We start from the raw sequence: 23043 nt of genomic DNA, 5'->3' as shown, positions 1-23043 counted from the left end.
TGAGAAAGTATTATTCATCAGAAAGGATTGATTTTTTCAATGGAAATGGTATAATTAAAATAACAAAGGTCAAAGAAGGTCTAAGAGGGTGGTGTCATGAAATACAAAGACTATTATAAAATATTAGGCATCAGTAAAGAAGCTTCACAATCGGAAATTAAAAAGGCATATCGACAACTTGCTAAAAAATATCATCCAGATAAACATCCAGATAATCAAGAAATGGAGAAGCGATTTAAAGAAATAAATGAAGCCTATGAAGTTCTTGGTGATGAAGAAAAACGTAAAAAATTTGATCAGTTAGATCGCTATCATGGGTTTCAAAATGGTACTGATATTGATCCTGACCAATTTGGCTTCGAATTCACAGGTGCTGGATTTAAAAACAAAAATCATCAAAGCAATAGTGATTTCAGCGATTTTTTTAATCTCTTCTTTCAAGGGGGAGACTTTGGCGAGTTTCATAAAAGTGATTTTTTTAGCGGAACAGGTTACTACTCTCCAAAATCCGATCAAGAACCAGTTGATATAGAGGCTGAGTTGGAAATTTCGCTAGATGAAGCTTATAACGGAAAAGAAAAACAGTTTACTCTTTTTTATGGGAATGAAGAAAAGACCTTATCTGTAAAAATTCCTCAAGGGATAACATCTGGTGAGCGAGTGAGATTGAGGGATCAAGGGAAAAGAAGTAATGAGGGACGTCGAAAAGGAGACTTGATACTAACGATAGTGGTTAAGGATGACAGGCATAGGAAGTTGGAAGGGTTAAATCTTCATCAAATTGTTTATATTTCGCCATGGGAGGCAGCTTTTGGTGCTGAAATACTGATTAACTCTTTATCAGGTAATGTCAGAGTTAAAGTTCCACCGGGAAGTCAGTCTGGAAAAAAGCTTAAACTCTCAAAGAAGGGATATAAAAATAGGGCTGGCATAAAAGGAGATTTAATTATTGAGTTAATGATTAAAAACCCAGAAGTGTTAACGATGAAAGAAAGAGAATTGTACAAGCAATTACAAGATGTTTCTCAATACAATCCAAGAAAATAGGAGGCGACAGGATGAATGTAGAAAAATTCACGCAAAAATCTCAAGAAGCTATCATGAAATCTCAAGAAATTGCTTTAGAAAAAAATCATCAATATGTGGAGACAGAACATCTGCATCTAGGATTATTAATACAAGAAAACGGCTTAATTCCTACACTGATTCAACATATGGGTATTCCGGTTCGTCAAATAATTCAAGAAATAGAAAAAGAAGTAAATAGCCTGCCAGTAGTTACCGGATCTGGAGCTAAAGAAGTCTATATAACAAGAAGCTTTAATCAAACCCTTATTCAATCTGAAAAAATAGCAAAAGAATTTAAGGATGACTACGTAGCGGTTGAGCATATTTATTTAGCTTTGATAAGGGGAAAAGAGCTATCCTCAGCGAAACACTTCAAACACTTCAACATCACAGAATCATTATTTTTGAAAGCATTAAACGAAGTGAGAGGTAATCAACGTGTTACAAATCAAAATCCAGAGGACACATATAGTCCATTAGAGAAGTATGGAAGAGATTTAGTGGAAATGGCAAGACAAGGAAAACTGGACCCTGTCATTGGTAGAGATACTGAAATAAGAAGAGTTATTCGTATCTTGAGCAGAAGAACCAAGAACAACCCAGTACTAATAGGGGATCCCGGTGTTGGGAAAACGGCTATAGCAGAAGGATTAGCACAACGTATTGTAAAAGGAGATGTTCCGGAAGGCTTAAAAGATAAAACAATATTTGCTCTTGATATGGGAGCCCTTATAGCTGGTGCTAAATATAGAGGAGAGTTTGAAGAACGATTGAAAGCAGTACTAAAAGAGATAGAAAAATCCGATGGCAAGATTCTTCTGTTTGTTGATGAAATCCACAATATCGTTGGTGCTGGCAAAACAGAAGGCTCTATGGATGCTGGTAATCTTTTAAAACCTATGCTAGCGAGGGGAGAATTACATTGCATTGGAGCCACGACGTTAGATGAACATCGAAAATATATTGAAAAAGATGCCGCCTTAGAAAGAAGGTTTCAAAAGGTATTGATTGATGCACCGGACGTTGAAACAACCATCTCTATTTTAAGAGGATTAAAAGAAAGATTTGAAATTCATCATGGAGTCAGGATTACGGACAATGCATTAGTATCCTGTGCCGTTTTATCAGATCGATATATAACAGATCGCTTTTTACCAGATAAAGCGATTGATTTAATGGATGAAGCGGCAGCTATGATTCGCACGGAAATTGACAGCATGCCTTCGGAGCTAGATGAAATACAAAGACGAGTAATGCAACTGGAGATAGAAAAAGAAGCACTAAAAAAAGAAAAGGATTCCGTCTCTAAAGAAAGACTGGAAGAGTTAGAAAAAGAAATACATCGCTTAAAAGAACAGCAAGAGCATTTGCGAGCAAGATGGCAACAGGAAAAAGATGCCCTGAGTAAAGAGAAAGAACTGAAAAGTGAGCTGGAAAATGTTAGACAATCTATAGAAAATGCTGAAAGAAAGTATGATCTTGAAGAATTAGCTAGATTGCGGTACGGCGTTTTACCTGAAATAGAAAAAAAAATAAAGACTCAACAAAGCAAACTGGAAGCATATGGTGACGCCAGAATGTTGAAAGAAGAAGTAACAGAATGTGAAATAAGCGAAATTATCTCCAAATGGACAGGCATACCAATCACTCGTTTGTTAGAAAGTGAAAAAGAAAAGCTTTTGAATATGGAAGAAATACTGCATAAACGTGTAATCGGACAAAATGAAGCGGTAACAGCAGTTAGTGATGCTGTTATTAGAGCAAGATCTGGACTAAAGGATCTTCACAAACCAATGGGCTCTTTCTTGTTTTTAGGACCAACAGGAGTTGGGAAAACTGAGCTTGCAAAAGCATTGGCGGAGTCGCTGTTTGACAGCGAGAATAACATGGTGCGCATTGATATGAGTGAATATATGGAAAAATTCTCTGTATCCAGATTGATAGGAGCTCCTCCGGGTTATATTGGATATGAAGAAGGTGGACAGTTAACAGAAGCGGTGCGTCGAAAACCATATAGTGTTATCCTTTTGGATGAAATAGAAAAAGCCCATGCAGATGTATTTCATATTTTATTGCAAGTCTTAGATGATGGAAGGTTAACGGATAGTCATGGAAAGACGATAGATTTTAGAAATACGTTGGTGATCATGACTTCTAATCTTGGCAGTCACCATATACTTGATGGTCTTACAACGGATGCTTCTATTACAGAAGAGACACGGACTTTAGTATATAAGGAATTAAAAGCTTTGTTTAGGCCAGAGTTTCTTAATCGAATTGATGAAACTGTTTTATTCAAGCCTTTAGAAAAAGAAGAAATATATCGGATTATTGATTTAGCTGTTCTTCAAATAGAAAAACGGCTTGAAGAACAAAATATCAAAATAAAAATAGACGTAGATGCAAAAAATTACTTGGTAGAGAAGGGATATTCAGCTATTTATGGTGCACGGCCCATCAAACGCTTAATACAGAAAGAAATGGAAACGGGAATTGGAAAAATGATCTTAAAAGGACAAGTACCGATAGGCAGTTGTATAAATGTTTCAAGTGAAGATCATCGGTTGAGTTATCGGATAGAAAAAGATAATATTAAAAAGATATAAACAAATGTACTTCCTCTGATTTAATGATAGAATTAGACCAGAGGATCTTTTTTTTATCTGGAGATATAATAGGGAGCTGCTAATAAATGTTAGAAGCCATGCATTACAAAAAAAATCATAACAGTGGAGCGACGACATGTATGCTATGTCCCCATCGATGTGTGATCACGCAAGGAAATAGAGGGCAATGCGGTGCTAGAGAGAATAATGGAGGTGACCTTCTATCCTTAAATTATGGTGAGGTGACAGCCATTAATATCGACCCTGTAGAAAAAAAACCCTTATTTCACTTTATGCCAGGTAGTAGGACATTATCGGTAGGCAGCTTTGGATGCAATTTCAAGTGTCCTTATTGTCAAAACCATACCATTGCCTTTGAAAAACCAACAACAAAAGAAATGTCCCCAGAAACCTTAGTAAATCAAGCTAAAGAACTTACGATTCCAAGCATATCGTATACCTATAATGAACCTACTATTTATTACGAATATGTTTATCATACGGCTTTGCTGGCCCAAAAACATGGTCTAAAGAATATTCTTGTGACCAATGGATATATAGAAAAGATCCCGTTAATCGAACTATTAAAGTATATCGATGCGGTAAATATTGATCTAAAAGCATTTAATAACGATACCTATCAAAAAATATGTCATGGTAGCTTAGATCCAGTGTTAAGAACGATTAAAAAGTCATATCAGGAATGCCATATGGAAATTACGGTTTTATTAGTACCAGGAATGCATAGAGAATTAGAACTTAAAAAAATGTTTCAGTGGATAGCCACTATTTCCGACAGGATACCTGTTCATTTGAGTCGATACTTTCCTAAATATCGATATACGGCTCCGCCGACCTCCATCTCATGGATGAACAAAGCGAAGGCACTAGCCGAAGAGTACTTGAAAAACGTATATTTAGGAAATGTATAATGAATTCAATAAGAGAAGGGAGAAGATATGATGTCGCCAGTTATTGGAGTTTCGTACTTACCGCATCCACCGATTATTGTTCCGGAAGTAGGCAAAGAGAAAGCAGAGGATGCGTCTCAAACCATTGAAGGCGTTAGACGAGTCGTAAGATGTACGGCTGAAAAAAAACCAGAAACCATTGTTGTATTGACTCCGCATGCTCAACAAAATTGTGTTTTCAGTATTGCTTCAAACCAACAATGGCATGCTGATTTGTCCAGGTTTGGATGTCCGGAAGCTAAACTTTTTCTTAAAAACAACACTGATTTAGTAGATAAAATTACATCTCGAATTGGTTTATCAAGGTTAGAAATGGACTTGGATCACGGAGCCTTTGTGCCACTTTACTATATGAGCAAAGAAATGGAAGATCTTAAAATAGTGTTAATAGGAGTGGGACCGTATCCTTTGGATACCATCACAAGCATTGCTTCGAGTTTGGGCAATTTACTGAATCAGTATAATGAAAATATGGTTCTGCTAGCAAGCGGCGACTTAAGTCACCGGCTCAAAAGTGATGGACCTTATGGCCTACATCCTTCTGGAGCTATTTTTGATGAAATGGTTGTGAATGCTTTTAAAAGTAATCGTTTAGATCGGCTCAAAAAAATAAATGGAATGACTCGAGAAGAAGCAGCTGAATGTGGATTAAATCCATTTATAGTAGCTAACGAAATAACAAAAAATCATATAGAAAACATTCAGCTGTTCTCCTACGAAGCTCCTTTTGGTGTAGGCTATCTTACGGCTTTTGCTAATTGCAAAACGGTTTCTAAGCATCCATATGTAAAACTGGCAGCCGAATCAATAAAGCAATATGTGGAAAATCGAAAAATGCTGGATTCTACTAAATACCTTTCTTTTTTAATGGATGAAAAAGCGTTGAAAAAAGAAAGAGAAAGACGGGCAGGTACATTTGTATCAATTTATAAGAATAATATTTTGCGAGGATGCATCGGTACGATCATGCCATCGTATGAAAATTTACCTTTAGAGATAAGTCAAAATGCCATCGCGGCGGCAACGGAAGATCCAAGATTTCTTCCCATAGAAGTGGAGGAACTTGAAGATATTACCATCAAAGTAGATGTTCTCGGAGAAATGGAAAGTGTCCAGAAGATGAGTGATTTAGATCCTAAGATATACGGCGTTATGGTAGTGTCTTCCCATAAAAAAGGGGTGCTGTTGCCTGATTTAGAAGGAGTAGAAAAAGTGGAGCAGCAACTTGATATTGCTAAAAAGAAAGCTGGAATAAGCAAGGAGGAAACAATGAAGATCTATCGATTTAAAGTAACGAGGTTTAATTAAACATCTATTTTGTTTGAGGGGTGGCTGAATGCTTCTTTTTGTGCAAGGGGTAGTTTTAGGTTTTATTATGGTTTTGCCAGGTATGAGTGGAGGAACTTTATTCGTTATTTTTGGAATTTATGAGCAACTAGTACGAGATTTAGTCAATCGCATTTTCAAGCCTTATATACCGCTTCTACTAGGCATTATGGCGGGTATTTTTGCCAGTGGATTTTTATTTGCGTGGTTTTTTACGAAATATAGAGATCAAACATCTGTTTTTTTACTGGGATGTTTACTGGCATCAATACGAGCGGTTTTGAACTGTTGTCCTGGTATTAATAATAGAAGAGTAATCTTTATGAGTATAGGAGTTGTTATAGGCTTTTCGCTCGGTAACGATCCGATCGGGTCAACCAGTGTGATGGAAGAGATTAGTGGAATATACTTGTTTGTTGCAGGGGCATTATCAAGTGCTACGATGGTGCTGCCAGGATTACCTGGCAGCTCTGTTTTGATTGTCATGGGTGTTTATGATACGGTTCTGTTTTATCTGAGTGAGTTGGTTATTCCTAAATTAGCTATTTTTGGTATTGGAAGTATCATTGGAATGGTGTTGCTGGTTCATGCACTGGAAAAGCTTTACGATCAACATCGAGCCATCATATCTTATTTTTTTGCAGGCTTAATCCTCGGCTCAGCAAGGACTTTGCTACCTCACTCATTTGAACTGGAAGGAATCGCCTTTTTTATGATTGGCTTTATCCCTGTATGGAAATGGAGTGAGGGAAAGTAATTTTATTCAAAAATATCCATAGAATCTTCCAAATATGTTTCAATAATATTTTGCACCTGATCGTCCTTTAAGATAATAGATATTTCGATTCGTCTATTTTGAGAACGGCCAGAAGCTGTCCGATTGGAAGCGATAGGTCGAAACTCAGAGTATCCTGTGGCAGCAAAAAAGTCAGCATATTTTCTTTCTAAATTAGGGTTAGCATTCATCATGTGATTCACAACAGAAGTAGCACGCCTGGTAGATAAATCTCGGTTATATTCCGCGCTTCCAGTGTTGTCTGTATGTCCTTGGATACTAATGGCATCAATGTTGTTTCTGGTTGACCGATCGTCTAATACTCTCTCAAAAGCAATTGCAAGTTGGTCTAATAATTCAATGCCTTCTCTTTTGACGGTAGCAGAATTATAGTCAAAAACTAATCCTTCATTGATGATGATATTGCCATTAGCGGCAATGCTTACTAAGGGATCGCCTTCAGAAGTAGCGGAGCCAAGTTCCGTTTCGATAGATGTTTTTACTCTCTCTAATACATCAAGACGCAGAACAGCAACGCTTTCTAAACGGGTTCTAAGATCTCCCAATTCACGATTACTTTCGGCAATGATTTCTCGTTGTTCCTCTATTTGCTCTTCTGATAATTGAAGTGCGATTTCGCCAGCTTCTACTTCTGCTTTAACTTCTTCGAGTCTATCTTCAATAAGTCTCAAATTATCTTCTGCCTGACTTATTTCCACATTAGCCTGTTCAAGTCTTCTTTGAGTGTCAATAACTTGTTGCTCAGCAAATTCAAGATTCTTTCCTGAAATAATATTCTGGATATAGGCAAGAAGCATTAGGAAAAACAAAACTAATGCAATGGTAGAAATAATATCCGTGAAAGAGGGCCAAAAGTTTTCTGCTTCTGACTGTTTTCTGAAGTTTCGTCTTCTAATTTTCATGGTTTAACCGCCTTTCTGCTGATATCTTCACTAAACACTAATCATTCTCTAACTTTTTATTAGTAGATTTAATGACTTCAGTCAGATCAGCAAATCCAACATTCATTCGATCAATATTACTTCGTAAGTGATGGTTAAATTCAGAAAAGTCACGAGTGTTTTCTCGGAACTTATCAATGGATTGATCAAATTGAGAAATGCTTTTCAATAATTGATCAGATGCATTTCCAATTTCGGCTGTTGCTGCTTGTAATGGTCCCTGAAAACCATCAACAACAAAATGGAAGCTGCTTTCCATTTTTGTGGAGAAATCATTTAAGGTAGTTTGCAGTGCGTTGCTAAGCATGGCATATTCGCTCTCTGTTTCTTTTGACAGTTCCAAAGCAACTACATTATCCAAATATTCTTCGATATCTACAAATAGCCTTTCTCGTGCTGACTCGATATTGCTAAAAATATGGATAATAGTAAGAATGACAGAACAGGATATGGCGAATAAGGAGGTGACAAACGCGACAGACATGCCTCGGACAGATTCGATAAGTCCACCGATGATAGAGTCCATACTTGTTAGCATTTCAACATTTTCGCCTGCACTTAAAAGCTCAACAAGCTTTCCGATGGATAGTGTTAACCCATAAAAAGTACCAAGAAGGCCTAAGATAATCATAAGAGAAACAGCATTTTTCGTAAAGCGTTCAGCGATGGATAATGATCGGAATTCATTATTAAAAAAACGCTCAATAATTGCTTGGGTATTTACTTGATGATGATTGCCTGTAGCCGCTTCCTTGTAGTTTTCAACAATCGCCTTTAGGACAGGGTGACCTTGACCTTTAGCTTTGATTTCATCTAGGTTGATACCAAGTTGCCGATACTTATTTCTAACAGTAAAAGAAATAATGATCGAACTAAAAAAAATCGCTAAAATAAAAATAATAATAATTAACGCTAGCGGATTGAGCTGACTTAAAATACTCATTAAAAACTCCTCCTATTCAGTGATTCTAACTTTTCTTTATGGTAATATAATAAATAGCCTTACCTATTATAACACAACAATAGAGTAAAAAATCAAGTTTAAAGGAAAGGAGATGCGTTAGGGATGATGGTTCAAGATTCTGATATTCAACAACTGGCCCGATGGATCGATGAATCAAAAAAAACAGTCATTTTCACGGGTGCTGGAATGTCAACGGAAAGTGGAATACCTGATTTTAGGTCTGATCAAGGCCTGTGGACAAAAACAGATCCAATGGAAGTAGCGACCGTAGAGGCGATGAATCATCGATATGATCTTTTTCATGAGTTTTATTCTATACGTATTAAAAATGTACAAAAGAAAAAACCACATACGGGTTATTCTGTATTAGCTGAATGGGAAAAAAACGAAAACGTGGTGGCTGTAGCGACACAAAATGTTGACAGGTATCACCGAAAAGCAGGAAGTCATAATGTGTACGAGTTGCATGGAGCCTTAGAAGCTGTACGATGCATCCGTGCTGGACATTCTGCTTCTGTCGAAGATTTTTTGGATCAGAAACCATGTTCTCAATGTGGCAGTTCTTTAAGACCAGGGGTTGTCTTATTTGGAGAAATGTTACCACAACAGTCTTGGGAAAACGCATTAAACCAGATACAGCAGTCGGACCTATTAATGATTATTGGAACTAGCTTACAGGTACATCCAGTGAATATGCTTCCCTCAATGGCTAAAGGGAAAACAGTACTCATCAATCGGGATGATATACAAGGATCTTATCACTTTGATCTTACTCTGAAGGGCTCAGCAGAAAAAATACTTAACGATGTGAATCGAAGAATTAAGGAGCAAAAAAATCAATGAATTTTAATGAAAAAAAATGGAATTACTTGCAAAACGAATCGCCGCTACCAGGTGCTTATAATCCATATATAGAAAAAATTCTAATGCTTAAAGGCATTAAGGATATTGAGGAAATGGATGAATTCCTTTCAGAAAAACCTATCAGGACATATGATCCTGGCAAGTTATACAATATGGATAAAGTAGTTGATCGTATTAAAATGGCTTTAGATCGTCAGGAAAAAATTGTTTTCTATGGTGATTATGACGTTGATGGGATTACATCCGTTGCACTTTTGATTGATTTTTTCTATCCTTTATCAAAAAAGATTGATTATTATATTCCTATGAGAAGAGGCGAGGGCTATGGTCTAAACAAGGAAGCTATCGATGAATTAAAAAAAGAATACCAAGCTGATTTAATGATTACGGTAGATTGTGGCATTAGCGCTGTGGAAGAAATCCAGTATGCGAAGAACCAGGGGATAGATGTTATTGTAACGGATCATCATTCTCCAGGAAAAGAGATGCCTGACTGTCTGATTATCAATCCAAAAAATCAAGATTGCCAGTATCCATACAAAAACTTATGTGGGTGTGCGGTTGCCTTTAAGGTAGCACAGGCATTACAGGTGTCATTGAATCTTCCTAAAACACACTTAAATAAACTATTGGATTTAGTTGCATTAGCAACTATTTGCGATGTGGTTCCGTTAGAAAATGAAAATAGAACTCTAGTAAAATATGGCCTCAGGTTAATCAATCGAAAGAAAAGAACTGGCATCAGGGTATTGCTTGAACAAATAGGCATGAGCCATAAAGAAATAACGGCAGGTCATGTTGGTTTTATGATCGGACCACATTTCAATGCTTCTGGTCGCATGGACGATGCAGCATTAGGTGTAAGACTGCTTATGACACAAAGTGATTCAGTAGCCCGAAAAATTGCAACAGATCTTATAAAACTGAATAAAGAAAGACGGCATACACAAGATGTTGGCCTGGAGATTTGTAAAAATCTAGTAGATAAACACTTTTTACAAGATTTATTCCTTACAGTAGAAGCTCCGGACTTACATGAAGGTGTTATAGGGATTATAGCAGGTCGGCTTAGGGACTTATATTATAGACCGATCCTTGTTTTAACACCATCTGAAGAAGATCCGGACATTTATACTGGAAGTGGTAGAAGTGTGGAAGGGTTTCATCTTTTTAATGCATTATCAGAACTAGATCATTTAATGATCAAATTTGGTGGACATGCTAATGCATGTGGCTTAAAAATTAAGCGTGAAAACATTGATGTTTTAAGGAACAAATTGAATCAATGCATAGAAAAAGAGCTTAAGAAAAATCCTGATTTATTGAAAAAGAAAATAAATATATACGCTGAAATGACACCAGAGCATGTGGATGAAGAATTAATTGATCAGTTAAAAAGATTGGAACCTTATGGAATGGGAAATGAAAAGCCAATGTTTATGATGAAGGATCTATCTTTGTGTAAGGATAGTCCTGTACAGTCACTTGGGAAAGAAAATCAGCATGTTAAAATAAATCAATTTTATCAAGGTGAAAATTTGATCAGTGGAAATATTGAAATCATTGGTTTTGGGTATACAGAGGATGCGGGTAAAATTTTCAAAGAATCTACTTTTTTTGATTTAGTTTTTTTCCCTCAAATGAATGAGTGGAAAGGAAAAAAAACAAAACAGCTATTGATAGGGGATATGAGAGCGTCAGATAAGCGGTGATAATCGTGGATAAACAGGCCGAACAGCATTAAAAGTGCAAGTTCACATGGAAGGTCTAAATCGTAGCATATAGGTTAAACGATAAGAAGATAAGGAGTGGGGATATGAAAAAATTGATTAAAAATGCAACCATACTCACCATGGAATCAAATCGGTTGGTGAAAGGTGATATAGGGATTGAAAAAGATAGAATTAGCTTTATTGGGAAAATGCCTGATCATTTTGATCCTGAATATGAAATTGATGCAAGAAATCATATGGTAATGCCGGGAATGATTAACGCTCATTCGCATGGTGCGATGTCACTTTTGAGAAATTATGCAGATGATATACCGTTCTGGGAGTGGTTAACAGAAAAAGTATGGCCCATCGAAGCTAAAATGAACAGCAATGATGTATATTGGGGAACGATGATTAGCATTGCGGAAATGATACGCTCTGGTACTACGGCATATGCCGATATGTATTTTCACTCAGAAGAAACAGCGAAAGCGTCTTTAGAAGCAGGGATAAGATGCTCTATTGCAAAAGGCCTTGTAGGATCCTCAGAAGAAGATGAACAGCGTATGGCGGATACACGCACTCTTTATAAAGAATGGAACGGAGCTGGTGATGGAATTATCAGCGTGATGGCAGGGCCTCATGCTCCATACACTTGTGATGCCAGTTTCTTAGGAAAAGTCATGAATCTTTCTGATGAACTAAATATACCGATACACATTCATCTTTCGGAAAGTGAGAAGGAAATAGAAGAAAGCATAAAAAAGCATGGAAAGTCTCCTATTGCTCACGTTCACAGTCTGGGTCTTTTCAAACATCACGTACTGGCAGCACATTGCGTTTACTTAATGCCAGGAGATATTCAACTTTTAAGGGAAGAAAATATTTATGTCGCACATAATCCGCTCAGCAATTTGAAACTAGGGAACGGAATAGCGTCGATCCACGAAATGAAAGAGGCAGGAGTGAATATTGCGCTGGGAACAGATAGTTCCTGCAGTAACAACAACCTAAATCTTTTTGAAGAAATGAAAATGGCATCCTTGTTAGCTAAAGGAAAAACAACAGATTCTACGGTTTTGTCAGCTTTTGAAACATTGCAAATGGCAACGAAAAATGGAGCAAGAGCGTTAAACTTAGAAGAAAGTATTGGCGTATTAAAAGTTGGAGGAAAAGCAGATCTTATTCTTATTAATATGGATCAACCTCATTGGTATCCTCATCAAAACCTAATATCATCCTTAGTATATTCCTCCCATGGTTCAGATGTAGAGACGGTCATCATAAATGGAAAAGTGGTTATGGAAAAGAAAGAGTTTAAGACCATCGACTTAGAAAAAATCAAATACGAATCAAAAAAAATAGTTGAACGAATATACTAAATCAGGAAACAGGCATAAAATTTTATTATTATTGTGTTGCTTAATAGGTACAAGCATAAGGAAATGGATTGAAAAATGAGAGGAGAAAAACCTTAATGGAATTAGTCTATAATAAAGAGTATCATGGATTTATATTGGAAGAAAAGAAGGCATTAAATGATTTGAACGCAGATGGATACCTATTCAGTCATAAAAAAAGTGGTGCTAAACTATTTTACTTATCGTGCCAAGATGATAACAAGGTTTTTTCTGTAACCTTTAGAACACCACCGCGAAGTAATAATGGACTGCCACATATATTGGAACACTCTGTACTATGTGGATCAAGAAAATATCCATTAAAAGATCCTTTTGTAGAACTGGCAAAAGGATCAATGAATACGTTTTTGAACGCCATGACATTTTCTGATAAGACGATGTATCCTGTAGCAAGTAGAAATAAACAAGATTTTATGAACTTAATGGATGTGTATTTAGATAGCGTTTTTTATCCTAATATATACGAACGGCCAGAAATATTACAGCAAGAAGGTTGGCATTATGAGTGGAAGCAGGATGAGGAAGAGTTGTCGATCAAAGGAGTAGTGTACAATGAAATGAAAGGCGCTTTTTCTTCTCCGGAGCAGATGCTGTTTCGAAAAACGCAGGAATCTTTATTTCCAGATACTCCCTATGGATACGAGTCGGGGGGGGATCCACAGTATATTCCATCGCTAACTCAAAAAGAATTTATCGAATACCATAAAGAATACTATCATCCTTCTAATGCTTATTTTTATTTCTATGGCGATGGAGATATATTGGAACATCTTGAATACTTGGACAAAGAGTATCTGAAAGAGTTTGATGCAATAAAAACAAACTCATCAATAAATTGGCAGCAACCGTTTACTGAGCCAGTGACAAAAGTGATTCAATACCCTATATCATCAGAAGAAAAAGCGAACAATAAAACATACCTTAGTTTGAATACTGTAGTGGGAAATTCAAAAGATCCAGAGCTTCATCTTGCAATGGATATGCTTAACACGATTCTTTTGGGAACACCGGCAGCGCCCTTGAAGAAAAAATTAATTGAGGCTGAAGTAGGAAGAGATGTTTTTGGGTACTACGATGGTTCGATACAGCAACCAGTTTTTGGGATTGTGGCAAAAAACAGTAATGAAGCATTGGCAGATCAGTTTCAAAAAGTTATTTTTGAAACATTAAAAGACCTTGTTCGGAATGGCATAGATAAAGCATTAATTGAATCAGTTATTAATGCCCATGAGTTCAAATTACGAGAAGCCGATTTTGGACGTTATCCCAAAGGATTGATTTATGGGATGAAGCTAATGGAAAGCTGGCTTTACGATGCTGGCCCTTACATCCATTTGGAGTATAGCCCGGTTTTGGAGAGGATAAAAAAATCTCTTAGTGAACCTTATTTCGAAAAACTTATTCAAACTTATTTATTAGAAAATACCCATTGTAGCTTTATTAAAGTGATTCCTGAACCAGGCCTTAATGATAAAAAAGAACAAGCGATAGCAGAAGCACTAAACCAACAAAAGAGCAAAATGTCTCCAGAAGAAGTTGCTGAACTAGTTGAAGAAAATGCTAAATTGGAAGCATGGCAAAATCAGGAAGCGTCCGTTGAAGAAATAGAGTCGATCCCATTACTTTCCATTAACGATTTAGAATCAGAACCTGAAAAAATACCGATGCAGGTTTCGCATTTGGGACGAGTGCCAGTATTGAAACATCCATTATTTACGAATAATATAGTGTACACGAACTTATACTTTGATGTGAGTCAGCTAACCCTTGAAGAAATGCCGACAGTTGGGTTATTAATTAGTCTATTAGGAAAGCTAAGCACTGAAAGCTTTCATTATGAAGACCTGTCTAATGAAATATACTTGCATACTGGTGGCATTGGGTTTAGTGTGGAAGGTTTTTCACAAAATGGAGATCCAACAGAGTATGCGCCTAAAGTTCAACTTCAGGCACGAGCATTAACCCACAAAAGCAAGGAAATGTGGTTTCTAATAGAAGAAATAGGAATGAGAACGAAATGGACAGAAAAGAAAAGAATAAGAGAAGTGATAAGAGAGATTAAATCTCGACTTGAGATGAGTATCCTTCAAGAAGGACATATGGTGTCAGCTAAAAGAGCACTTTCCTATCTATCACCGATAGCTCAGTTTCAGGAACTAGTTTCTGGGATAGAGTTTTATCATTATATTTCAGAGCTAGAGGAAAATTATGATAATAGGTATGAAAAGCTCATGACAGAATTCAAAGGACTACAGCATAAAATATTTAATAGAAGCAACTTAACGGTAAGCCTTACAGCAGAAGATGACGATATAGAAAAAATGGAAAACTATCTGACGCATTACTTTCGAGAATTGGATCAGACTGAGCCAACAGAGTCAGCAAAAAGTATTCGATCAACGAATCCAAGAAAAAATGAAGGTATGTACCTGTCAAGTGATGTTCAATATGTAGCAAAAGCAGGAAATCTTATAAAAGCTGGTTATAAGTATACGGGAAGCTTACAAGTACTCAAAACCATGATAAGTTTAGATTATTTATGGAAAAAAGTAAGAGTAGTTGGTGGAGCTTATGGAGCGATGGCCGGTTTTCAGCGTAACGGAAATATGTATTTGGTTTCTTATCGAGATCCTAATTTGGAAGAGACACTGCAAGTATACAAGGATTTAATTGAGTATGTTTCGAATTTTTCAGCGGATGAGAGAGAAATGAGGAAGTATATTATTGGAACAATGAGTCGGATCGATGCGCCTCTAACCCCTGCCATGAAAGCAGAAAAATCAGATGCTCATTATTTTTCCGGTATTACGCAAGAAGATTTATACGAAGAAAGGCAAGCTATTTTATCAACCACTCCGGAGACTATTACATCGCTTGCTGATATGCTTCAGGAAAGTCTTCGTGAAGAATATATTTGTGTGGTAGGAAATGAAAATAAAATTAAAAAAGCACAGGGAATCTTCCAAAGGCTTGTCCCGGTGCTAAGATAAAATAAGCAGGTAACAATGAGGTCTTAAAAAGATATCTCTTTCATCATATGAGCGGCGAAGTTTGCCGCTTTTTTTTCAATAGAAGGAACTTCCAAAATACTTCCGGGTTCATAAGCGGTAGCTGTGAGACAGAAAAAAGGAGAAAGGTGAAATCCCTTGTTAATGTTTAAGGCACCAATTAGTTGCCTGGCAACAGAGTCACTGCCCGAGTTGCCAGACACAATAATTGAAAAAACATATTTATCATAAAAAGACATTGTTCGATATAATGCCGTCATTCGATTTATGACAGCTGTTAAATTTGCTGAGATGGCATCATTATAATTTGGACATAGCCATAGTAATGCATTGGCTTTTTCCATTGAAGGTAAAATTTCTTTGATCATATCCCCGCCGTAAAAACAGCTCTTTTGTTTGCCATAGTATAGGCATGTCTGATATTGGCAACCAATACAGTCGATCAAAGTACCATTTTCCACGTGGAATTCTTCAACTTGAGCGGATGATAAACTTTGTTTCACCATGTTCCAGAGCTGAAAAGTATTAGATGTTTTTTTTGAACTGGCATGTAAAACAGTAATTCTAGGATTACTGGAACGAACTTTATCATTATTTAGTAAGCGAAGCAAAGCTTGCTTACCTATCTGGTAAACTAGTTTTTCTCTGGAAACACCAGAAGTTTTCTCCCAGCGCCATAAATTTTCAAGGTCTTTAGTCATTTCTAGTAAAGGATGGCCAATAAAGCGACAACCCTTCTGATTTAGAATAAAAATAAGACTGGTTGCGAAAGACTTAGTAAACCACTCGTTGTTGCTTTTAACAACCAGCATCGCTGTACACTCTCTAAAAACAAAAGGGTTTATTGACTCTATCGTTTTCAACAGGTTCAAAAGGGAAAGATTGTTTCCCCACTCGTCTAATTGAATAAAAAAAACAAGGCGATTCATTGCAAGAATCTTTTGCTTAGATAAATCTGAAGAGCAAGTTAAGACTTCACAAGGAATACCATCTAATAATTGATCGGCATAATATTTCAATTCCTCGGATATTTCAGGCATAATGGCAGTAATCATTATATTTCATCCAACTTTCGCCATGTGTTTTGAAGTTCTGTAAAAACATCTTCAGGTAAGGAATAGGATTCCCAGAAGTTCCCATAAGAGCTGACATAATTTCGACAACCAAAATAAACACCACCGAGAAAGACCGTACTATAATGCCAAGATCCATTTATTGCAGCAATTAAAGAATAACAGCCTGATGATAGAGCAGGAGCAATATAAGGCTTATAACCAGCTTTACGCACCGACAGGTTAGCGGTTAATGTTTGCTGTGTTAAAGTGCGGGATAATTCTTTGTTATATTTGATGATTGAATCCATGATAAACAAACCCTTACCGTGTGGGCCAAAAGCTCTGCCTTCCGTGTGATAGTGCTTTGTTTCCGGATGTTTTGCAGCATAATAGTTTGCTCTGGCATTCATAACACCAAGGCCAAAACCTTTGACTTGATCAGGAAGTAAACCATTAAAATCAAACTCACCTTTTTCGTTATAATTACTGGATATATAGGCAATTTTGCAAAGTTGATCTACTGGATCAGAAACCACAGCAAATAACCCCTTAAATCCGGCTGAACGTGCTTTTTTTGCATAAGCACGAATAATGTCAGCGTTAGCATCTAGTTGAGCCATTCTAACGTCGGTTATGCCACTGTTTATGTCTGGAATATTTTTTGCAATGCAGAAAACAAATATGTCACATTGAAAAAGCTCATTTTCAGAAATGCTTTCTACGATAGGATATTGAAGATAATTCAAGTCAGCAATTTGATTAGATTCCTGCTCCCAACGTTGCATTTTGAATGGGGATAAATCATAAATACCTATTGAAGAAACATGGTTTACTCCATGCATCCGAAGACCTGTAAGCAAGGTACCACCAACATCACCAAGACCGGCAATATGAACCCTTCCTCCTGGAATGGTTTTTCTATTGATTTGCTCTTTCCATCGAGGATGGTTTCTATTTAATGTGTACAGCTGGCCACGATTAATACGGTCGTATATCCAAGGGTTATTGGTAAGAATATCGCTTACATGAGATGGGTCGTTATTGTTCTTAAAAGGATACTTTTGAATAAAATGCAAAGATTCTTTTTTAGCTGTAAGCTGCCAAGGCTCTGTAACACCCATAGTGACATAACTCCGGACAGGGTGTCTTTCCACTAACCAGTAGAGTGGCATTTCTGAGTTCATTGCCTGGTTCTTGTTACAGGATTTTAATGATGAAATTTTTTGTGTAGATATTAAAATACAGTTGTTTTCCTCATAAAAATAGAGCAAGTTTATTTCCTCCTGTCTAAGATGTGATGACCATTAGTTCTAGTCGTTGTAATAACTCAAGATCTTTTTTCAGGTGTTCTGATGGAGCAATACTAAAGTCGTATTTCATATAAGGACCATTATCTGGGTAACGTGGGTAGATGAAAACTTCACCTAGCATGGACAGTGTTAATTTTCGTTCGTACAGTTTTTGGTACTCTTTTTCTAGCACATGAAGGATCGCGATGGAATTTTCGATGCATACTTGGGACATATTATACAGCTGGCGATTAGAAACACCTTTAATAAAGCTGGGGGATGTATAAGGAAGAATCTGATTAATGGAAGGCATTAAATTGCTGTTTGGATACGAACCTCTCCACAAATAGTCTCCGCCGATAAATGGATATAACAGTGCCTCGTTAAACCAAAGCCGCAGTTTAGGAATAAAATAGGCGCTATCAACAGCACGATTTTGAATTTCCATTAATTCTTTTCCACGTCCAGATAATAAACCAACAACAATTTTTTTTACGGCTAGGTTCTCTTCTTTTAATAATGGATCTAACCCCCGAATTCGATAACCTTTATTAAGCAAATCATCAACAAGAATAACAGGCTTATTAAAGGAGTTTATCATTCGTATCTGATGCTTTAAGTCCAGATAGTAAGGAAAAGATCTAATCGTAAAACTCTTCATATCCGGATTAAACATTCGCTCTGTATGAAGGGATTTTGTTACTGTGTTTGGAACGATGGTTCTGTTTAACACATTACCAAAAGGCACGCACATTGCTTCTCCTAATTTGCGAGGGTTTAGGGGAACTGGTGGAACCTCATTTTCATGACATATTTTCTTTATCAAGGTTTCATCAATAATGCTTCGATCAAAAGAAAGCGTTAAATGACCGGGATACAATTCGGTTAATACTTTCTGCATGCGTTTTCTGGTATGATTAATCGCTTTTTGTACATTGTGATTACTTTTAAAGGGCTCTTTAATGATTGTCATAATATCAAGATTTAAGGTACAGGGATTGGACATATTAACTGTTAAAACAGGCTCTTTATCACTGCCATAATCCAGCTCAATAAATCCATGTAGTTGTAGAATATCAAACACTTCCGAAGGGGTATTCTGATCAATCTTATTTTGAAAAATAGCATATCCATAATCATTTTTCAATGCATAGGCAAGCGTTTCGGTTAAGATAATTTGATACAAGTTATCATACTGATGATGTTGATTAGCAAAAATTCCATCGATAGCTATAATTCGGCCATTGTATTCTTCTCTTACGTAACCGGAAATTTCTCTGTTCTTAAATTCTTGATAAATTTGTTCAGAAGGTACCCAATGGATCGCTGCATAGGCAAGAACCTTACCGTTTTGCTTAACATCTCTGATAAGAATTAATCGGCCGTTAGGTTTTCTGAAAATAGCTTCTACGTTTTTAAAAGAGTGATTATAATCGTCATGAAAGCTTGAGACAATACTATTGATAAGTTCGTAAGTAAAATGATCTCTAATGTCTATATCCAGAGATATGGTTTGAATAAGGGATTTATATTGCGGCTCATTTCGATATAAGTTTTGTTTGTAAATGAAATGTTGGCAAAGAGGATCGATCATTTTTGAAATATCCCGGTTTTCATCTATATAACTACGGATTTGTGAAGAACTAATATCCTCATACTGTGGAGCTAAATTGAGCCGAATAACGGGTTTACTGATTTTATCTACCAGCTGGTTGAGCCTTGAATGATGGTCTGGAGAATAGTCAGCATTTCGACGCTCGAATAAAATATGGCCAAAATCAAGGATAGGTGAATCTTTATTGGATCGATAAGCAGAAGCGTTGATGAGCACATCACTTCCAGCCACTAAATACACCTCTGATATTTGAAACAATGATTTTAATTTTTTCAAGTCAGTGTTATTTGCAAGGTTAATTGGCAATTCTTCAGGGAAAATAAAAACATGCAATTCATCAGCGATAGACATGTTAGCAATGTTTTTTCTAACCAGATTAGGTTGAGTTCTTTTGGACCACGAGAACTCGTCGATAGCTAAATACACTTCAAACCCTTTGTTTCGAATAGCGGTAGTGATTTCTTTATGGCCCAATGTGAAGGGATCAAAAGAACCTGGGAAAAAAGCAATTTTATCCGGAACAGGAACCTCTATTGGTGCATGAAAAAATGCAAAATCAGAAATAAAACGATAAATATGGTTTAGGCTAGAGGAGTTCGTTAAAAACAATAAATCATGTTCTTCAATTTCTCTGGTTAATGTTAACATTTTTTTAGCAATCATCTTAAAAAGAAGCTCTTTTTCTTTCAGTGTTAAGAGCGTTGACCCAAAAATATCTTTTCCTAAAACACTGAAAGAAATTTGTTGAATTTGTAGTTGATTATGAACAAGACCATTCAGTAAAACGCCCATCATTTTCCGAAGTCTGTTATCATATTCATCTTCAGATTCATTGAAAAACTCCTGGTATTTTGGGAAATTCTCCACAAATATACCAATAGTTTTTATAAGTAAAGAGTTGATTTCTGAATTACCTTGCTTGATTTTTTCTGTTAAATCCATCAATATTTCGTCAATTTCTACTTGTTTTAGATAAATAATAATTTGACCAAGGTAGTCCGGGATATACTTTGTATGTTGCGCACCATCAATTTCTAAAGCCCGGAGTAATTCGATCGCCACATCGTTTCGTTGTTCCATTGGCAACTCGGGGAATAACTTGACCAGTGATTCACCTGCTTGTATTCGAACATTCTCGACGCTGCTCACCTTTAGGAGATTGCAAAAATGCATTGCTGTATAAAGTTTATTGAGAGTTGGATTTTGACTTAGATAATCCAATAATAATTCCACGTGAATTCGTTTTGTAACCCAATTAGTAGCCGTTTTTAGGTTGGTTAAATGGATATCAGGTACTTTGTGAACATCCAGCTCATAAAATTCTTGATAGGGTCTGATTTTAGCGTCTTCAGCGAACAACTTCTTAGCGATGCGAAGCATCATATAGTTTTCTGCAGGAACTGGAGACTTTGCGGGCTTATCTGTAAAAATACTTTTAACAAACTCAATTTGCTGGCTATCATGAGGAAAATAATCAATCAAATAGTTTAATGATTCGAGAACGGACATTCTAAGGTCAAGGTCTTCACGAAGTGAAGGATGTTTTAAGGAGGAACGTATATAATCAAAAAAAACATTTAATGTTGGATCGCCTGGATATACGGGAATCTCGGGGATTGTTTGTAAAAAATTAATATCCAAAACCTGAGAATAATCTTGAGACTCCAGAAAAAATTCAACGATAATATCTTTATACTGACTAATATCTTTTTGGTCGCAGCAGGAGAAAAGTTGTGAAACCATATAGGTTAAACTATACTGAATCCAATGAGTATGAAGATCGGTTATTTTATGGTCTGGAAAGATAAAAAGCTTCATATATTCACTCAATAAATCAAAGCTGGTAATGTCCGGTGGAGGAAGCTCTACATCTCCTGGAAGTTCTTTTCGGTAATTTTCATCAAACTGGCTAATGATTTGTCCGATCAACTCAGCACACTGCCTACGAATATCCTCTTCTGGATGAGTGAGTTTTTCATAAAAAAATCTCATGGAGACAATCTTTTGTTTTTGTGTGAAATATGCATTATATTCTTGGAAAAGATCCAAGTATTTACGTAAAATCTTATCGTTTTTTTCGTTTCGAGCCAGTTCAATAATTTCGCTTAATGAATCTTCATCTCGAAATCGATATAGCAGGTGAATATTATGGTGAATAGCAAAATATTTAAGGTTTTGGGTTACGTCAGTTCCATGCATTAGCGAATAATATTTTTTTTGTGTGTTTGTACGAGTTTTCATGGGCAAAGAGGGATCTGTTTGTATTCCCAAGTCGATCATATAATCTTCAAAATCCTTCAATTTTGCGTAAACACGTTGATATCTTTTTTCTTTGGCTTCATCCAGGTTGTCTAACTTACTAAGGATCACTGAGAAAGAATCAGCAAGGCTGAAATAAGACATGGTGAAAGGATTTTCAACAGTGGATTTGTTTTTTACGCGAAAATCAGCATAAATTAATATCAAGGATTCGAGTGGAAGATTTTCCAACTCCAAATCCCACACAGAATGATTTAATGCGACATGACCAATATTAAAAATTTCTCTATTTTTGAACCATTGCTCTGTATAATAATAATGTAAGTAAGCAACCCTGCTTGCTTCAAAACTTCTACATCCAAATTTTCCTAAATCATGACCCGCCGCCGCTCCAGATACCCTACCAACATCGACAGGAATGCCGAGTTCGAAAAGTTGTTTTGCAATAAGAACAGCCAGATAATGAACACCACAGATATGGTCAAGTGTATTATGATGGGTCACTTCAAAATTTAAGCGCATCATTTCATGAATATACTCTTTTTCAAAAGCTAGTAAAAATTGCCTATATTCTTTTGATTGAGATGTATTTGCACCAAGTTCCTCAACACTTAAGCGAAGAGGGTGTTTTCCCTGAAAAGACGCTTGATCATTTGTTTTCTTTATTTCTGTAACAACTTTCAGTCCTTCTAAATAGAACAAGCAGCCTTGGGAATACTGATCGTCTAATTCAGTTTCAACGGCATGTGGGAATGACATGGATAAGGCATATTGATATAAATAGTTAAGGGGATCCTTAGGAGGTGCTTGATTCCAAAGATTAAGAATGATCGGTTTCAAAAGGTTATAAACAGTTTTACAGCTATAATCAGCATCAGCAATCATCTTTTTCATTTTTTTTATAACAGAGGGTTCTTTCAAAAAAGAATCAATTTCACTTGCTTCGATTTCTATATTCTCTAGTAAAGATGCATTTAACAAGCGAGTACTCAACATCTTATGAAAATCTTGATAAGTCTTCAATTTGAAAGCTCCTTTCTTTTTTGTGAACAGTTTGATAGGGTGCCTATTTCTTTATTATAATTCATTTTACCCAATGAAAGAAGAAAGGACTCAGAATAATCGTGATATATCAACTGGAAAATTAT

The 23043-nt window shown here is 36.3% G+C and carries 14 protein-coding genes; 9 read left to right on the top strand and 5 right to left on the bottom strand.

Annotated features, from left to right (window positions below; all coding sequences use genetic code 11):
• The first annotated feature begins 96 nt into the window (after positions 1 to 96).
• From BLV55_RS02285 to BLV55_RS02265, 5 genes are all read left to right on the top strand, one after another.
• Complete coding sequence (locus BLV55_RS02285) at positions 97 to 1047, top strand: DnaJ C-terminal domain-containing protein (RefSeq protein WP_093310640.1); 951 nt, start codon at positions 97 to 99, stop codon at positions 1045 to 1047.
• Positions 1048 to 1058: 11 nt separating this feature from the next.
• Positions 1059 to 3674, top strand: a complete 2616-nt coding sequence (gene clpB, locus BLV55_RS02280; protein WP_093310637.1) for an ATP-dependent chaperone ClpB — start codon at positions 1059 to 1061, stop codon at positions 3672 to 3674.
• 86 nt (positions 3675 to 3760) lie between these two features.
• On the top strand, positions 3761 to 4606 hold the full coding sequence (gene amrS, locus BLV55_RS02275) for an AmmeMemoRadiSam system radical SAM enzyme (RefSeq protein WP_093310635.1): 846 nt from the start codon (positions 3761 to 3763) through the stop codon (positions 4604 to 4606).
• Positions 4607 to 4636: 30 nt separating this feature from the next.
• Positions 4637 to 5953 (top strand): AmmeMemoRadiSam system protein A, encoded by a 1317-nt coding sequence (gene amrA, locus BLV55_RS02270; protein ID WP_176968220.1) that lies wholly within the window; start codon positions 4637 to 4639, stop codon positions 5951 to 5953.
• A 28-nt stretch (positions 5954 to 5981) separates the two neighbouring features.
• Positions 5982 to 6728, top strand: a complete 747-nt coding sequence (locus BLV55_RS02265; RefSeq protein ID WP_093310629.1) for a DUF368 domain-containing protein — start codon at positions 5982 to 5984, stop codon at positions 6726 to 6728.
• Between the two features lie 2 nt (positions 6729 to 6730).
• Here the strand turns inward: BLV55_RS02265 and BLV55_RS02260 are convergent, their stop codons facing one another.
• Together BLV55_RS02260 and BLV55_RS02255 are read right to left on the bottom strand one after the other, a co-directional pair.
• The gene (locus BLV55_RS02260; protein WP_093310626.1) at positions 6731 to 7669 is read right to left on the bottom strand and encodes an OmpA family protein; all 939 of its coding nucleotides are present in this window, start codon (positions 7667 to 7669) and stop codon (positions 6731 to 6733) included.
• 37 nt (positions 7670 to 7706) lie between these two features.
• Positions 7707 to 8651 carry a hypothetical protein gene (locus BLV55_RS02255; protein ID WP_093310623.1) on the bottom strand — a complete coding sequence of 315 codons (945 nt, stop codon included), beginning with the start codon at positions 8649 to 8651 and terminating at the stop codon, positions 7707 to 7709.
• Positions 8652 to 8774: 123 nt separating this feature from the next.
• Between BLV55_RS02255 and BLV55_RS02250 the strand changes: the two genes are divergently transcribed.
• The 4 genes from BLV55_RS02250 (at position 8775) to BLV55_RS02235 (ending at position 15659) form a co-directional block, all read left to right on the top strand.
• Positions 8775 to 9515, top strand: coding sequence for an NAD-dependent deacylase (locus tag BLV55_RS02250; protein ID WP_207646008.1), 741 nt, complete (start codon positions 8775 to 8777; stop codon positions 9513 to 9515).
• On the top strand, positions 9512 to 11248 hold the full coding sequence (gene recJ / locus BLV55_RS02245; protein ID WP_093310621.1) for a single-stranded-DNA-specific exonuclease RecJ: 1737 nt from the start codon (positions 9512 to 9514) through the stop codon (positions 11246 to 11248). Before BLV55_RS02250 ends, recJ begins: the two co-directional genes overlap by 4 nt.
• A gap of 104 nt (positions 11249 to 11352) precedes the next feature.
• Positions 11353 to 12630 (top strand): amidohydrolase, encoded by a 1278-nt coding sequence (locus BLV55_RS02240; protein ID WP_093310618.1) that lies wholly within the window; start codon positions 11353 to 11355, stop codon positions 12628 to 12630.
• 95 nt (positions 12631 to 12725) lie between these two features.
• Entirely contained in the window at positions 12726 to 15659 is a 2934-nt protein-coding gene (locus BLV55_RS02235) for an insulinase family protein (RefSeq protein ID WP_093310617.1), read from the top strand.
• A gap of 23 nt (positions 15660 to 15682) precedes the next feature.
• On the opposite strand, the gene BLV55_RS02230 is transcribed toward BLV55_RS02235, so the two are convergent.
• From BLV55_RS02230 to BLV55_RS02220, 3 genes are read right to left on the bottom strand one after another with little or no spacing between them, the layout of a single operon-like run.
• Positions 15683 to 16732, bottom strand: coding sequence for a flavodoxin family protein (locus BLV55_RS02230; RefSeq protein ID WP_242870005.1), 1050 nt, complete (start codon positions 16730 to 16732; stop codon positions 15683 to 15685).
• Positions 16732 to 18003, bottom strand: coding sequence for a Rossmann-fold NAD(P)-binding domain-containing protein (locus BLV55_RS02225; RefSeq protein WP_093310614.1), 1272 nt, complete (start codon positions 18001 to 18003; stop codon positions 16732 to 16734). The genes BLV55_RS02230 and BLV55_RS02225 overlap by 1 nt, the downstream gene beginning before the upstream one ends.
• A gap of 16 nt (positions 18004 to 18019) precedes the next feature.
• Entirely contained in the window at positions 18020 to 22918 is a 4899-nt protein-coding gene (locus BLV55_RS02220) for a cytidyltransferase (RefSeq protein WP_242870004.1), read from the bottom strand.
• Between the last annotated feature and the right edge of the window lie 125 nt (positions 22919 to 23043).

Source organism: Tindallia californiensis (genome assembly GCF_900107405.1).
Taxonomy (GTDB): domain Bacteria; phylum Bacillota; class Clostridia; order Peptostreptococcales; family Tindalliaceae; genus Tindallia; species Tindallia californiensis.
Note: the sequence above shows the minus strand (reverse complement) of the source record. Positions and strands in the feature narration are given on the sequence as shown.

Excerpts from the sequence above, each read along its gene's own strand:
- amrS (WP_093310635.1), top strand. The coding sequence starts at position 3,761 with ATGTTAGAAGCCATGCATTACAAAAAAAATCATAACAGTGGAGCGACG.
- BLV55_RS02255 (WP_093310623.1), bottom strand. The coding sequence starts at position 8,651 with ATGAGTATTTTAAGTCAGCTCAATCCGCTAGCGTTAATTATTATTATT.
- BLV55_RS02250 (WP_207646008.1), top strand. The coding sequence starts at position 8,775 with ATGATGGTTCAAGATTCTGATATTCAACAACTGGCCCGATGGATCGAT.
- BLV55_RS02230 (WP_242870005.1), bottom strand. The coding sequence starts at position 16,732 with ATGATTACTGCCATTATGCCTGAAATATCCGAGGAATTGAAATATTAT.
- clpB (WP_093310637.1), top strand. The coding sequence starts at position 1,059 with ATGAATGTAGAAAAATTCACGCAAAAATCTCAAGAAGCTATCATGAAA.
- BLV55_RS02235 (WP_093310617.1), top strand. The coding sequence starts at position 12,726 with ATGGAATTAGTCTATAATAAAGAGTATCATGGATTTATATTGGAAGAA.
- BLV55_RS02260 (WP_093310626.1), bottom strand. The coding sequence starts at position 7,669 with ATGAAAATTAGAAGACGAAACTTCAGAAAACAGTCAGAAGCAGAAAAC.
- amrA (WP_176968220.1), top strand. The coding sequence starts at position 4,637 with ATGTCGCCAGTTATTGGAGTTTCGTACTTACCGCATCCACCGATTATT.
- recJ (WP_093310621.1), top strand. The coding sequence starts at position 9,512 with ATGAATTTTAATGAAAAAAAATGGAATTACTTGCAAAACGAATCGCCG.
- BLV55_RS02265 (WP_093310629.1), top strand. The coding sequence starts at position 5,982 with ATGCTTCTTTTTGTGCAAGGGGTAGTTTTAGGTTTTATTATGGTTTTG.
- BLV55_RS02285 (WP_093310640.1), top strand. The coding sequence starts at position 97 with ATGAAATACAAAGACTATTATAAAATATTAGGCATCAGTAAAGAAGCT.
- BLV55_RS02240 (WP_093310618.1), top strand. The coding sequence starts at position 11,353 with ATGAAAAAATTGATTAAAAATGCAACCATACTCACCATGGAATCAAAT.